Here is a 14,768-nt window from a genome sequence, read left to right as displayed (position 1 = left end):
CTCCTCATGAGCCCCTCGTGGGGGAGCCCATGAGCTCCACACCCATTCCCAACACCTTTGACGAGGAGAAGCCGCGCGATCCTTACTGGTACAAGCGCGCCGTCTTCTACGAGGTCCTGATCAGGGGGTTCGCCGACTCCAACGGCGACGGCACCGGGGACATCAAGGGCCTGATCAGCAAGCTCGACTACCTGCAGTGGCTCGGCGTCGACTGCCTCTGGCTGCTGCCGCTGTACGAGTCGCCGCTGCGTGACGGCGGCTACGACATCGCCGACTTCATGAAGATCCTGCCCGAGTTCGGGGACCTGGGAGACTTCGTGAAGCTGGTCGACGAGGCGCACAAACGCGGCATGCGGGTGATCGCCGACCTGGTGATGAACCACACCAGCGACGCCCACCCCTGGTTCCAGGCATCCCGGCACGACCCGGAGGGCCCGTTCGGCGACTTCTACGTGTGGTCGGACACCGATGAGAAGTACCAGGACGCCCGGATCATCTTCGTCGACACCGAGACGTCCAACTGGACCTACGACCCGGTGCGCGGGCAGTACTACTGGCACCGCTTCTTCCACCACCAGCCCGACCTCAACTACGAGAACCCCGACGTGCAGGAGGCCATGCTGGAGGTGCTGCGGTTCTGGCTGGACCTCGGCATCGACGGCTTCCGCCTGGACGCGGTGCCCTACCTCTTCGAGGAGGAGGGCACCAACTGCGAGAACCTGCCGAAGACGCACGAGTACCTCAAGCGCACCAGGAGCGAGGTCGACCGGCTCTTCCCGGACCGGGTGCTGCTCGCCGAGGCGAACCAGTGGCCTTCGGACGTGGTGGAATATTTCGGCGACCCGGTAGGCGGTGGGGACGAATGCCACATGGCTTTCCATTTCCCCCTCATGCCCCGCATTTTCATGGCAGTCCGTCGGGAGTCCCGCTACCCCATTTCGGAAATTTTGGCACAAACACCGAAAATTCCGGAACACTGCCAGTGGGGGATTTTCCTCCGCAACCATGATGAGCTGACGCTCGAAATGGTGACAGACGAAGAACGCGACTACATGTACACCGAATACGCGAAAGATCCGCGTATGCGGGCAAATGTCGGTATCCGTCGCCGGCTGGCGCCCCTGCTGGAGAACGACCGCAACCAGATCGAGCTGTTCACCGCCCTGCTCCTGTCGCTGCCGGGCTCCCCCGTGCTCTACTACGGCGACGAGATCGGCATGGGCGACAACATCTGGCTCGGCGACCGCGACGGCGTCCGAACCCCTATGCAGTGGGACCCCGACCGCAACGCCGGGTTCTCCGACTGCGACCCCGGACGGCTCTACCTGCCCGTGATCATGGACCCGATCTACGGCTACCAGGCGATCAACGTCGAGGCGCAGCAGAAGAACGCGGGCTCGCTCCTGCACTGGACCAAGCGCATGATCGAGATCCGCAAGCGCCACCCCGTCTTCGGGCTCGGCGAGTTCGCCGAACTCAACTCCTCCAACCCCAGCGTGCTCGCGTTCGTCCGGGAACTGGGCGACGACCGGATGTTGTGTGTCAACAACCTGTCGCGCTTCCCGCAGCCGGTCGAGCTTGACCTGCGCAGATTCGTCGGCGTCTCCCCCGTGGAAACCATGGGAGGGGTCCCATTCCCGGCAATTGGCGAACTACCGTATCTTTTGACGCTTCCCGGGCATGGGTTCTATTGGTTCACACTCCCACCGGCACACACCCAGGAGGAGTAGGGCGTGATAGACGAGCTCCTTGCTGCATGGATCGGCCGCCAGCGTTGGTTCGGCGGCAAGGGGCGCCCGATCGACGATCTGTCGATCGACGCGGACGTCGAGCTGACCCCGGGGCTGAGACACCTGATCGTGGCCATCTGGCAGGAGGGCTCGCGGGACCGCTACCAGATCCTGATGGGCGAGCGGCACGAACTGCCCGACCGGCTCACCCACGCCCTCATCGGCACCGTCGGCGACACCTATCTGTACGACGCCGTCCATGACGCGGACCGGATGAGCTGGCTGCTGGAGGGCATGGCGGGCGACGAGACCCGCAGCGGGCTGCGCATGCGGCACGCCCCCGGCGTCACCATCGACACCTCCCAGCGCAGCCTGGTGCTGGGGGCCGAGCAGTCCAACACCTCGCTCGTGTACGGCGACTCCTACATCTGCAAGCTCTTCCGCCGGCTGATCCCCGGCGTCAACCCCGAGCTGGAGATCATCAGCGCGCTGGCGGCCCGGCGCGCGCCGCACATCGCGCAGCCGTACGGGTGGATCGAGGCCGACGTGGACGGCACGGACACCACGCTCGCCTTCATGCAGGAGTACCTGTCCAACGCCAACGACGGCTGGGACCTCGCGCTGGCCAGCGTCCGCGACCTCTACGCCTCGCTGCCGGGCGTCACCGCCGCCGAGGCGGGCGGCGACTTCGCGGCCGAGTCCGTACGGCTCGGCATCGCCACCGCCCGCGTCCACCACGAGCTGGCCGAGTCCTTCCCGACGGAACTCGTCGAGATCCACGAGGTCAAGCGCATGGCCGAGGGCTTCAGGCGGCGGCTGGGCCGGGCCGTGGCCGAGGTGCCCGAGTTGCGGCGGCACGTACCGGCCCTGGAGAACGCCTATCACCAGGTGGAGCTGCTCACCAGAGAAGTGCCCGTGCAGCGTGTTCACGGCGATTACCACCTCGGCCAGGTGATGCGCACGCCCACCGACTGGGTCGTGCTCGACTTCGAGGGCGAACCCGGGCAACCGCTGGCCGAGCGCCGGGCGCTGTCGTCGCCGCTGCGGGACGTCGCGGGCATGTTGCGTTCGTTCGACTACGCGGCCCGGCACCTGCTGGCCGACCACTCGCAGGCCGCCGAGCTGGAACCCCGGGCCGAGGCGTGGGCCGACCGCAACCGCACCGCCTTCCTGGACGGGTATCGCGAGGGAGGCGGCGTGATCACGGTGGGGGACGCGGCGCTGCTGCGGGCGTTCGAGCTGTCCAAGGCGGTGTACGAGGTGGTCTACGAGGCCCGCAACCGCCCGTCCTGGGTCTCCATCCCCCTGGCCGCCTTCCGCCCCCGCCCCACCTGACCCACCCGGACGCCGGGGCCCGGCCTTGGCCCCCGGGGGGGCCGGGGCCGTGGGATGCCCCCGCCTGGCCGCAGGGCCCCATGGGGGGCGTTCCGAGTGGATTCGGTCGGGGTTTGGAGGGGCTAGCGGAGTTCTTCGATCAGGCTGGGGAGGCCTTCGGTGGCGTGGCCGCGGGCGGTGCGCTGGTCGATGATGGTCTTCATGGGCAGCAGGAGGTCGGGCTTGACGCGCTGCTCCCTGAACGTACGGACCAGGGTCTCCAGGCCCGCCCTGTTGACCTCCAGGTTCGACACCAGGGTCGTGTAGTCACCCGACTCGATGGACTGCACCCACTCCGGTTGCCCAGCGGCCATCGCGTTGAGCCAAGGGACCAGAAGGGTGCTGGTGAACTCGCTCAACGGGTAACCGGCCGACTCGACGAGCGCGACCGCCTCCAGGAAGCCGGCGATCTGGCCGTACATGCCGGTCAGCATCGCCAGGTCGAGCAGCGGGGCCATGCCCGGGTCGTCGCCCACGTACCGGGCGCCGGCCAGCGCGCCGAACGCCGCCTCGAAGCGGTCGTACGCCTGCCGGGAGCCGCTGTAGAGCACGAGCGCGCCGGGCCGGCCGATCATCTGCGGCACGGCCATGATGCCGCCGTCGAGGTAGTCGCCACCGCGTCCGGTCACCCAGTCCGCCGCCTCGCGGGCCTCGACGGGGCGGCCGGTGGTCAGGTTCGCCACGACCCGGCCCTCCAGCGGCACGTCGGCCAGCACTTCGTACACGGCCGGGTAGTCGAGCACGCAGACGATCACCAGCGGGCTCGCCGCGACCGCCTCCGCCACCGTCGCGGCGCGGGTGGCGCCCTTGGCGACCAGGGGCTCGGCCTTGTCCGCCGAACGGTTCCACACCGTGACCCGGTGCCCGGCGTCCAGGAGGGCGCCGGCCAGCGCCGCGCCCATGAGGCCGAGTCCGATCACCGAAATATCTGCAGACATCTCACGATTCCTTACGTTCGACTGATGCGTTCACCCTGCACGCGGGGGGTTATGGTCTGATTCGGAGTTGCTTATGGGGGGCGAGTTGCGGTTCGGGGTGCTGGGGGCGCTCGCCGTGTGGGGGCCAGGGGGCGAGCCGGTCCAGGTGCCGGAGGTCAAGGTCCGGGCGCTGCTGGCCGACCTGCTGGTCCACGCCGGGCGGCCGGTCTCCGCCGATCGCCTGGTCGAGGACCTGTGGGGCGGCAGGCCGCCGGCGAACGCCCTGGCCGCGCTGCGGGTGAAGGTGTCGCAGTTGCGCCGGGCGCTGGGTGACCGGGAGCTGGTGGCGTACCGGGCGCCGGGGTACGTGCTGCGGGTGGAGCCCGAGGACGTGGACGCGGGACGGTTCGCGGCCCTGGTCGCGCAGGCGCAGCGCAGCGCCGACCCGCGAGCCCGCGCCGGGTTGTTGCGGCAGGCCCTCGACCTGTGGCGCGGGCCCTCCTACGCCGAGTTCGCCGACGAGGAGTTCACCAGGGCGGCCGTGGCCAGGCTGGCGGAGCAGCGGCTGGTCGCCGTGGAGGAGCTGGCCGAGGCGCGGCTCGGGCTGGGCGAGCACGGGCTGCTCGCGGCCGAGCTGGCCGACCTGGTGGCCGAGCATCCGTTCCGCGAACGGCTGCGGGCCGCGCACGTACGGGCCCTGTACCGGGCCGGGCGGCAGGGCGAGGCGCTGGCCAGTTACGCCGACCTGCGGGCGCGGCTGGCCGATGAGCTGGGGCTCGATCCCGGTCCCGAGCTGGTGGCGCTGCACCAGGCGATCCTGGAGCAGGACCCGGCGCTCGACGGGCCGGCGCGGCGGCGTACGAACCTGCCCGCGCCGCTCACCGGCCTCGTGGGGCGGGACGAGGCGGTCGCGGACGTGCGCGCCCTGCTGCGGGCCAACCGGCTCGTCACGCTCACGGGCCCCGGCGGGGTCGGCAAGACCCGCCTCGCGCTCGCCGCGGCGGACACCCCCGGCCCGGCCGGGTTCGGCGGCGGCGTGTGGCTGGTGGAGCTGGCGGGGTTGCGTGCCGGGGCGCCCGCGGTCGAGGTGGCCGAGGCGGTGGCCGGGGTGCTCGGCCTGCGGGACGACGTGGCCGGCGCCGAGGCGGACCTGACCGCCCGGCTGGCGGGTGTTCTGCGGGGTGTTCCGGCGGGCACGGGGACGCTGCTCGTCCTGGACAACTGCGAGCACGTCGTCGACCAGGTCGCCGCGCTGGCCGGACGGCTGCTGCGGGCCGCGCCCGGGCTGCGGATCCTGGCCACCAGCCAGGAGTCGCTGCGCATCGAGGGCGAGGCCCTGTGGAGCGTGCCGCCGCTCGGACGGGAGGCGGCGGCGGAGTTGTTCGCCGCGCGCGCGGGCATCGAGCCCGACGACGACGTCGCCGAGATCTGCGAACGCCTCGACGGCATCCCGCTGGCTCTGGAGCTGGCCGCGACCCGGATGCGCGCCCTCACCCCGCGCCAGCTCGCCGAACGGCTGGACGACCGGTTCAGGGTGCTCGCCTCCGGCCGGCGGGGCGCGCCCGCGCGGCAGCAGACGTTGCGGGCGATGATCGACTGGAGCTGGGAGCTGCTGGGCGAGGACGAGCGCGTCGTGCTGCGGCGGCTGGCCGTGCACGCCGACGGGTGCACGCTGGAGGCGGCCGAGGAGGTCTGCGCCGAGCCGGGTGTGGACGTCCTGGACGTGGTGGCCCGGCTGGTGGACCGTTCGCTGGTGGTGCGGGCGCGGGGCGAAGGGGGGCCGCGGTTCCGGCTGCTGGAGTCCGTGGCGGCGTACTGCGTGGAGCGGCTGGGCGAGGCGGGTGAGCTGGAGGAGGTCAGGCTCCGGCACGTACGGCATTACAGGGGGCTGGCCGAGCGGGTGGAGCCGTACCTGAGGGGGCACGGGCAGCGGCGCGCGCTCGCGCAGCTCGACGCGGAGGGCGGCAATCTGCGGGCGGCGTTGGAGACCGCGGTGCGGCTCGGCGCGCCGGCCGAGGCGCTGCGCCTGGTGAACGCGCTGGCCTGGTACTGGATCCTGCGCGGCCGCCTGGGCGAGGGCAACCGCGCGCTGGAGACGGCGCTCGCGATCCCGGCGGGTGAAGGACCCGCAGGTGAGGAGCCCGGGGTCGCGGTGGCGCGGGCGTGGCTTGCGGGGATGCGGCTGTTGGTGGGGCAGCCGCCCGGCCCGGACGTGACGGAGTTGTTCGCCGCGATCACGGACCCCCGGGAGCGGGCCAGGGCGCGGTGGTTCGTCGGTTTCGCCCTGTTCGGGTACGACGACCTGTCGATCAGCACCGGGATGATCGAGACCGCACTGTCGGAGTTCGGCGAGCTGGACGACGAGTGGGGCATGGCCGCCGCGCTCGTCATCAGGGCCAGATGGGCGGGGATGCGCGGCGACCTGGACGGCATGCGGCGCGACGGCGAACGCGGCCTCGCGCTGTTCAGGCAGACCGGGGACCGCTGGGGCGAGTTGTGGGCGGCGGAGTCCCTGGGCAACCACGCCGAGATCATCGGCGACTACGACCGCGCCGCCGGGCTGCGCGCCGAGGGCCTGCGCATGGCCGAGGAGCTGGGCCTGTGGAGCTCGGTGTCCGACGCCCTTTCGCGCCTGGGCAGGCTCGCGATGTTGCGCGGTGACCACGCCACGGCCGAGGAGCACCACGAACGGGCCAGGCGGCTGGCGGTGTCGCAGTCGAACCGCCCGGCCGAGGAGTTCGCCGAGATCGGGCTGGCGCTCGGCGCGCGCCGCCAGGGACGCCTCGACGAGGCCGAACGGCGGCTGCTGCGCTGGCTGGACTGGGTGGTGGACGTGTCCGGCGAGCCGGGCGCGGCGCTGATCCTGGCGGAGCTGGGCTTCGTGGCCGAACTGCGCGGCGACGCGACGGGCGCGCCGGCGTACCAGCTTCGCGGGCTGGCGGCCGCGCGCCGGGTCGGCGACCCGCGCGCGACCGCGCTCGCGCTGGAGGGCCTGGCGGGGGCGCGGGCGCTCGGCGGCCGGTACGCGGAGGCCGCACGGCTGCTGGGCAAGGCCGCCGCGCTCAGGGAGTCCGTGGGCGCGCCGCTCCCGGCGGGCGAGCGGGGCGACGTGGACCGCATCACCACGGCCGTGGCGGCGGCACTGGGAGACACGGCACTGGCGGCCGGACGTACCGAGGGGGCCGGCAGCTCGGTGGACGACCTTCTCCAGGCCGTACCGGGCCACGACACGCCCAAGGATCATCCATGACGATCCTGCATCCTTCTGGGATCATCCCGGGATTTTGCACTTTCGGTGATTGTCACCGTGAAAGCGGGCAGTGCCTGGGATGGACGGTCATCATAAGGCAGGGTTGGGAGCATGCCCATGAGGACAGAGCTCGACCGCCTGGCTGGCGGGGCACACCACGATCCGCACTCCGTGCTCGGAGCGCATCCCGTCTCGGGCGGCGTGGTGTTCCGCGCGCTGCGCCCGCTGGCCGAGCGGGTGCAGGTGGTGCTCGACGACGGCACGGCCCATGACATGAGGCACCAGGCCCACGGCGTGTTCGAGACCACCGTCGCGGGGCTGGACAAGGTGCCCGACTACACGCTGCGCGTCCGCTACACCGGCGGGGAGCCGTACGAGGTCAGGGATCCCTACCGCCACTGGCCCACGCTGGGCGAGGTGGACCTGCACCTCATCGGCGAGGGGCGGCACGAGCGGCTGTGGGAGGTCCTCGGCGCCCGCGTGATGGAACACCAGGACGTGGACGGCACCGCGTTCGCCGTCTGGGCTCCGAACGCGCGCGGCATCAGGGTCGTCGGCGACTTCAACCACTGGGACGGCACCGCCTACCCCATGCGCTCGCTCGGCCGGTCGGGCGTGTGGGAGCTGTTCGTCCCGGGGCTGGGCACGGGTGAGCGGTACAAGTTCCAGATCCTCGGCGCGGACGGGCTCTGGCGCGACAAGGCCGACCCGATGGCCCGGCGCACCGAGGTGCCGCCGATGACCGCCTCCGTGGTCGACCAGTCGTCCTACGCCTGGGAGGACGACGCCTGGATGACCGACCGGCGCGAGCGGCCGGCGCGGCTCGGGCCGATGAGCGTCTACGAGGTGCACCTGGGCTCGTGGCGGCCGGGGTTGTCGTACGTGGAGCTGGCCGACCAGCTCTCCGAGTACGTGGCCGACATGGGGTTCACGCACGTCGAGCTGCTGCCGGTGGCCGAGCACCCGTTCGGCGGGTCGTGGGGCTACCAGGTGACGTCCTACTACGCGCCGACGGCCAGGTTCGGCACGCCGGACGAGTTCCGGCACTTCGTGGACCGCATGCACCAGCACGGCATCGGCGTGCTGCTGGACTGGGTGCCGGCCCACTTCCCCATGGACGACTGGGCCCTGGCCCGCTTCGACGGCACCCCGCTGTACGAGCACGCCGACCCGGCCAGGGGCGAGCACCCCGACTGGGGCACCTACGTCTTCGACTTCGGGCGCAGGGAGGTCAGGAACTTCCTGGTCGCCAACGCGCTCTACTGGCTGCAGGAGTTCCACGTGGACGGCCTGCGCGTGGACGCGGTCGCCTCGATGCTCTACCTCGACTACTCGCGCCGCGAGGGCGAGTGGACCCCCAATGTCTACGGCGGCCGGGAGAACCTCGACGCGGTCGAGTTCCTCAAGGAGATGAACTCGGTGTGCTACCGGGAGGCTCCGGGCATCTCGACCGTCGCGGAGGAGTCGACGGCCTGGCCGGGCGTCTCGCGGCCGGTGCACCTGGGCGGCCTCGGGTTCGGGTTCAAGTGGAACATGGGCTGGATGCACGACACGCTCGAATATTTGCGCCGCGAGCCGATCTTCCGGCAGTACCACCACCATCAGATGACGTTCTCGCTCATCTACGCCTATTCGGAGAACTACGTGCTGCCGCTGTCGCACGACGAGGTCGTGCACGGCAAGGGCTCGCTGCTCGGCAAGATGCCGGGCGACGAATGGCAGCGGTTCGCGCAGCTCAGGGCGTTGCTGGCGTTCATGTGGGCGCATCCGGGCAAGCAGTTGCTGTTCATGGGCGGCGAGTTCGGCCAGGGCTCGGAGTGGTCGGAGGAGCGCGGGCTCGACTGGTGGGTGCTGGAGTTCGACGGGCACAAGGGCGTGCAGCGGCTCGTCCGCGACCTCAACCGGATCTACAAGGAGACCCCGGCGCTGTGGGAGCAGGACGCCACGCCGGACGGGTTCCGCTGGATCGACGCCGACGACGCCTCCGGCAACACGTTCTCGTTCGTCCGGTACGCGGCCGACGGGTCGGCGGCGGCGTGCGTGGTCAACTTCAGCGGCGGGCCGCACGAGAGTTACCGGCTCGGGCTCCCGTACGGCGGTCACTGGGCGGAGGTCGTCAACACCGACGCCTACGACTACTGGGGCAGCGGCGTGGGCAACATGGGCGGCGTGGAGGCCGAGGCCGAGCCGTGGCACGGGTTGCCGTTCTCCACGACGTTGCGGGTGCCGCCGCTCGGCGCGGTGTGGCTGACCAAGGAGGCGCCGGCCGCGGCCAAGGAGACACTGGCCGAGCGCACCGGGACACCGGCCGCGAGCAGCGAGGCGCCGTCAGAGGTCGAGCTGTCCGATGTCGAGGGGACGCCGTCCGGTTCGCTGGACGTTTGAGGTGTGTGCGCTGAAAGTTCAATGAGAAACCGGGCTGGGGCCTGTGCCAGCGGGATAAATCGCCCTAAACTCCGAGATCATCCCCCTCGGAGGACGTGTGCGATTTCGCCCCCTGATCGTGTGCTCGATCGTCCTGGCCCTGCTGCCGGCCTCGGTCCCGGCCTTCGCCGACGACCCCACCACGACGCCGACTCCGACGCCCTCCCAGAGCAAGCTGGAGGAGGGCCTCGCGCTCGACGGTGACACCACCCGGGCCATCGTGGAGCTGACCGACGCCGCCCAGCACGAGCCGGTGGCCGGAACGGCGGCGGCCGAGAGCGTGGACGTGCTGCTGCAACCGCAGAGCCAGCCGTTCATGGTGGTGGAGGGCACCGCCGAGGAGCTGGCCAGGCTGGCCGAGGACCCGCGCGTGACCTCCATTCACCGGGACCGGACCTACGCCCCCACCGAGGTGAGCTCCAACCTCACCCAGATCGGCGCGGACAAGGCCCACGAGAAGAACTTCACCGGCGCGGGCCAGAACGTGGTCGTCCTGGACACCGGGATCGACCGCGACCACCCGTACTTCGGGGGCAGGCTCGTGGCCGAGGCGTGCTTCTCGGCCGTGGAGAGCGGCGTGGAGTCGCTGTGCCCGAACGGCCAGCCCCAGCAGACCGGCGAGGGCGCGGCCGACGCCACCACCGCCAAGTGCCTGGCCGACGGCGTGAACCTGTGCGAGCACGGCACGCACGTCGCCGGCATCGCGGCGGGCAGCGGCGGCGTGGCCCCCGGCGCCGGGATCATCGCGGTGCAGGTGTTCAGCCGGGTCAACGACGAGGACACCTGCATGGGCGAGTCGTCGTGCCTGCTGGCCTTCGAGTCGTCGCTGCGGCTGGCCATGGACTACGTGGGCACGCTGACGCAGCCCATCGCGGCGGTGAACCTGAGCCTGGGCGGCGCGCTGTCGGAGGGCGACTGCGACGCCACCGAGGAGGGCACGGTCTTCAAACCGAAGATCGACGCCCTGCTGGCCAAGGGCATCGCGACCGTGGTCGCCGCCGGGAACGAGTTCTTCGAGGGCGCCTCCTACCCCGCCTGCGTCTCCTCCGCGGTCGCGGTCGGCGCGAACGACGGATCCGACGCCATCGCCGACTTCTCCAACCGGGGCTCGCTGGTCGACTTCTTCGCCCCGGGCGTGGACATCGAGTCCTCGGTGCCGGACAACCAGATGGCCGTGCACAGCGGCACCTCGATGGCCACGCCGCACGTGGCGGGCGCGCTGGCGCTGATGAAGGCGGCCTCGCCGCAGACGCCGATCGCCGACCTGATCAACACACTGAAGACGACGGGCCGCCCGTACCAGTACGAGGCCAACGGGGCCCAGGTCACCACGCCGCGCCTGGACGTGGGCGCGGCCCTGGCCGGCACCGGCACGCAGCCGCCGATCACCCAGACGCCGAACCCGGTGCCCGACCCGACGGACAGCAGCGGCCCTGCGCCCGAGCCCGACCCCACGGACGACGAGCGGCCGGCGCCCGCTCCGACGCCCTCGGTCACGCCGGTCCCGCTGCCGACGGTCACGGTGACGGTGACCGTCACGCCGCCCCCCGCCCCGTCGTCCGCCGCCGTCTGCACACGCGGTACGGCCGGCGCCCGGATGACCGCCGGGAAGTGGGCCGTGGAGATCCACCGCAGCAGCGGGACGATCCCCGACAACACGCTCAACTGCTACCTGAAGCTGATCGGCAAGGCCAGCAAGGTGTTCCCCGAGCTGACGAAGGCGTCGTCGCTGGGCAAGGCGTACCGGGTGTTGAAGGGCACGAAGACGACCAGGGACAAGCTGGACAGCGCGCTGCTGACGGCCTGGCTGAACTGGGCGCACGGCACGAACGGCACGACCGTGTTGTCCGCCGCCGAGAAGGTGCGGCTGAGCAGCACGGCGTCGAAGGCGTCGCTGAAGAAGGCGACGAAGAACGTGCTCAAGTCCCTCTGAGCACCCTCATCGCGGATAGGGCCGGTCATTTTCGACCGGCCCTTTCCATTTCCTCCTGACCAGGCAAAAAGCCGCTCAGCTTTCTCCGGTTTCACATACGTCACTGACATCACACTTGTCACACCCGGGGATGCACACCTCACACCGGACGGTCTGACCTCGGAGGACTAAGTGAGGCTACGGTTCCTGCTGGCCGGCGCCACAGCGCTGGCCGCGACATCCGCCGTGCTCTGCGCGACACCACCGCTGCACGCCGACGCGCACGACACCGGCGACCCCATCATCAGCCCGGCCCTGGTCGCGGAGGTCCAGGCGAAGAACAAGGTCCGCTCGATCATCCAACTCAAACCCGGTCAGAACGTGCAGGCCGTGGCCAAGGACCTCGAACTCGCCTCCGAGGGCAGCCGGGTCCTGGAGACGACCCAGTCACCGCACTTCTTCGTGGCCGAGCTGGACGGCAAGACCCTGGCCCAGCTCACGAAGGACGACCGCGTCCAGGCGGTCTACAAGGACGAGCTGCGCCCGGCCCTCCTGGACACCAGCACGCGGGTGATCGGCTCGGACCGGGCCAACCAGGCCGGCTGGACGGGCAGGGGCACGGCGGTCGCCGTCCTCGACACCGGGATCGACCGCGACCACCCGTTCTTCGCCGGCCGGATCGTGGACGAGGCGTGCTTCTCCTCCTCCGACGCCAGTGACGGCTCGGTCTCGCTCTGCCCGAACAGCCAGCCGAGCCAGACCGGACCGGGCGCGGCGGACGCCGAGACCGCCCAATGCCTGGTGAACGGCGTCAACGCGTGCTCGCACGGCTCCCACGTGGCCGGCATCGCCGCGGGCCGGATGACGCCCGGCGCCCCCTCCGACGGTGTCGCGCCCGCCGCGGGCATCCTGCCGATCCAGGTCTTCAGCCGCATCGACAGGGCGATGACGTGCGCGATGATCGGCACCTCCGCTCCCTGCTTCCTGAGCTACACCTCCGACCAGAAGCTGGCCCTGGAGTACGTCGCGCGGGTGGCCACGGCCCAGCACGTCGCCTCGGCGAACCTGAGCCTGGGGGGTGGGGGGCCGTACCAGCAGAACTGCGACGCCGATCCGAGCGCGGCGGCGCTCAAGCCGGACTTCGACGCGCTCATCGCCCTCGGCGTCGCGCCCGTGGTCGCGGCAGGCAACAACGGCTTCGTGAACGGCGTCGCGGCGCCCGCCTGCATCTCCTCCGCCGTCGCGGTGGGCGCCACCGACGACCGGGACGCGGTGGCCGACTTCTCCAACCGGGGCCCGCTGCTCGACCTGTTCGCGCCGGGCGTGAACATCAGGTCCTCGGTCCCGGACGACGCATACGACGCCAAGAGCGGCACGTCGATGGCCGCGCCGCACGTGGCGGGGGCGTTCGCGCTGATGCGGCAGGCGTACCCGGATCTCACGGTGGCGCAGACCCTGGAGCGGTTGCAGGCCACGGGCCGCAACATCGACTACTCCACCGGCGGCGGCCAGGTGCGTACGGCCCGCATCGACCTGGCCAGGGCCACGCCGCCCGCACGGGCCACGGGCGATCCCCAGGCCTGACAGCAGCACGAAGGACGGGCCGGATCGGGATGATCCGGCCCTTTCGCGTATCAGAACAAGAAGCGATAACAGAACACAGGCGCCTCTCTGACATCTCTTGTCCAATATCTACACTTCTTTACACAAACACCCCCTGAACCCCCGGAGGATCAGTTGAGACTCACGTCTCTGCTGGCCGGTGCGATCACGCTCGCCGCCACCGCTGCGACGCTGATCACCACACCCGCCCTGGCCGACCCCGAGTCCAAGATCGACCCGGCGATCACGTCGACCGGCGAGCACCGTGTCATCGTCCGCGTACGCCAGCCCGCCCAGGTGCGGTCGGCCCTGGCCGGTGCGGAAGGGGTCAGGCAGGACAGGCGGAACGTCGAGGCCACGCCGCCCGCCGAGGTGGCGGACAAGCTGGACTTCTTCGTCTACCGCGGCACCCGCGCCGAGCTGGAGAAGGTGGCCGAGCAGCAGGACGTCGTCTCCATCCGCAAGGACCGGCTCAACGAGCCCTCGCTGGCCCAGAGCGTGCCGCTGATCGGCGCCGACCGGGCGCACCGGCAGGGCTACACCGGCAAGGGCACGGCCATCGCGATCCTCGACTCCGGCATCGACAACGACCACCCCGCCTTCGGCCGGCGCATCGCGGCCCAGGCGTGCTTCTCGGCCACCGACCCGGCCGACGGCTCGACTCCGCTGTGCCCGAACGGCAGCCAGTTCCAGATCGGCGACGGCGCGGCGAACTCCGAGACGCAGGCGTGCGTGAAGGACGCCCCGCACCCCCAGTACGGCCTGTGCTACCACGGCACCCACGTCGCCGGCATCGCCGCCGGCCAGGCCACCAAGGACTTCCCGAACCCCGGCGTCGCGCCCAAGGCGAAGATCATCGCGATCCAGGTCTTCAGCCGCTTCGACAACTCCCCCTACTGCGGCGCCGCGAAGTCGTGCGTGCTGGCCTACGACTCCTCGGTCCTGACCGGCATGGCGTACGCGAACGTGCTGGCCGACCAGTACGACGTCGCCTCGGTCAACCTGAGCCTGGGCGGCGGCAAGTACGACGCGTACTGCGACGAGGGCGACGGCGCGGACTTCAAGGCCGAGGTGGACAAGCTCCAGGCCAAGGGCGCCGCCACCGTCGTCGCCTCGGGCAACAACGGGTTCGACGCCTCGGTCTCCTGGCCCGCCTGCGTCTCCAACGTGGTGACCGTGGGCGCCACCGACAAGCAGGACGCCGTGGCCTCCTTCTCCAACCGGGGCACCCTGATCGACCTGTTCGCCCCCGGCGTCTCGATCACCGCGGCCATCAGCGGCAACGCGTACGCCACGCTGAACGGCACCTCGATGGCCTCCCCGCACGTCGCGGGCTCGTTCGCGCTGCTGCGGCAGAAGCGCGCGCACGCCACCTCCGACCAGCTTCTCGACGCCCTGAAGCGCACCGGCAAGCCCATCGCCTACACCAGCGCGGGAACCCAGGTCACCACTCCCCGCATCGACGTTCACGCCGCCCTCCGCAACCGCCACTGATCTCACCGGCGCGATTCCGGGCGGACGCCGTCACCCGTGCGTCCGCCTGGACGTCTCCCTTGGGC

8 protein-coding genes are annotated in these 14,768 nt (G+C 71.0%); 7 read left to right on the top strand and 1 reads right to left on the bottom strand.

Features of this window, described 5'->3' with window-relative positions; genetic code table 11:
• Nucleotides 1-29: 29 nt before the first annotated feature.
• Both treS and IEZ27_RS07990 read left to right on the top strand, forming a co-directional pair.
• A complete protein-coding gene (treS, locus tag IEZ27_RS07995; RefSeq protein ID WP_189646637.1) occupies nucleotides 30-1,730 on the top strand; it encodes a maltose alpha-D-glucosyltransferase in 1,701 nt (566 codons plus the stop codon).
• 3 nt (nucleotides 1,731-1,733) lie between these two features.
• Nucleotides 1,734-3,065, top strand: a complete 1,332-nt coding sequence (locus tag IEZ27_RS07990) for a maltokinase N-terminal cap-like domain-containing protein (protein WP_189646636.1) — start codon at nucleotides 1,734-1,736, stop codon at nucleotides 3,063-3,065.
• A gap of 122 nt (nucleotides 3,066-3,187) precedes the next feature.
• Here the strand turns inward: IEZ27_RS07990 and IEZ27_RS07985 are convergent, their stop codons facing one another.
• Nucleotides 3,188-4,042, bottom strand: a complete 855-nt coding sequence (locus tag IEZ27_RS07985; protein ID WP_189646635.1) for an NAD(P)-dependent oxidoreductase — start codon at nucleotides 4,040-4,042, stop codon at nucleotides 3,188-3,190.
• A 73-nt stretch (nucleotides 4,043-4,115) separates the two neighbouring features.
• Here IEZ27_RS07985 and IEZ27_RS07980 point away from each other — a divergent pair, with 73 nt between their 5' ends.
• From IEZ27_RS07980 to IEZ27_RS07960, 5 genes are all read left to right on the top strand, one after another.
• The gene (locus IEZ27_RS07980; RefSeq protein ID WP_229823639.1) at nucleotides 4,116-7,271 is read left to right on the top strand and encodes a BTAD domain-containing putative transcriptional regulator; all 3,156 of its coding nucleotides are present in this window, start codon (nucleotides 4,116-4,118) and stop codon (nucleotides 7,269-7,271) included.
• A 117-nt stretch (nucleotides 7,272-7,388) separates the two neighbouring features.
• Nucleotides 7,389-9,656 (top strand): 1,4-alpha-glucan branching protein GlgB, encoded by a 2,268-nt coding sequence (gene glgB / locus IEZ27_RS07975; protein WP_189646634.1) that lies wholly within the window; start codon nucleotides 7,389-7,391, stop codon nucleotides 9,654-9,656.
• A 97-nt stretch (nucleotides 9,657-9,753) separates the two neighbouring features.
• A complete protein-coding gene (locus IEZ27_RS07970; RefSeq protein ID WP_189646633.1) occupies nucleotides 9,754-11,628 on the top strand; it encodes a S8 family peptidase in 1,875 nt (624 codons plus the stop codon).
• A gap of 171 nt (nucleotides 11,629-11,799) precedes the next feature.
• Nucleotides 11,800-13,191, top strand: coding sequence for a S8 family peptidase (locus tag IEZ27_RS07965; protein WP_189646632.1), 1,392 nt, complete (start codon nucleotides 11,800-11,802; stop codon nucleotides 13,189-13,191).
• Nucleotides 13,192-13,344: 153 nt separating this feature from the next.
• Nucleotides 13,345-14,703, top strand: coding sequence for a S8 family peptidase (locus IEZ27_RS07960; RefSeq protein ID WP_189646631.1), 1,359 nt, complete (start codon nucleotides 13,345-13,347; stop codon nucleotides 14,701-14,703).
• Nucleotides 14,704-14,768 lie beyond the last annotated feature (65 nt).

It is taken from the genome of Nonomuraea spiralis (assembly GCF_014648435.1).
In the GTDB taxonomy this organism is placed as follows: Bacteria; Actinomycetota; Actinomycetes; order Streptosporangiales; family Streptosporangiaceae; genus Nonomuraea; species Nonomuraea spiralis.
The sequence above is the reverse complement of the archived record's forward strand: the minus strand, read 5'-3'. Positions and strand labels throughout refer to the sequence as shown.

Bases quoted from the DNA above. Each gene is read 5' to 3' on its own strand.
- treS (WP_189646637.1), top strand. From the start codon at position 30: ATGAGCTCCACACCCATTCCCAACACCTTTGACGAGGAGAAGCCGCGC.
- IEZ27_RS07985 (WP_189646635.1), bottom strand. From the start codon at position 4,042: ATGTCTGCAGATATTTCGGTGATCGGACTCGGCCTCATGGGCGCGGCG.
- IEZ27_RS07980 (WP_229823639.1), top strand. From the start codon at position 4,116: ATGGGGGGCGAGTTGCGGTTCGGGGTGCTGGGGGCGCTCGCCGTGTGG.
- glgB (WP_189646634.1), top strand. From the start codon at position 7,389: ATGAGGACAGAGCTCGACCGCCTGGCTGGCGGGGCACACCACGATCCG.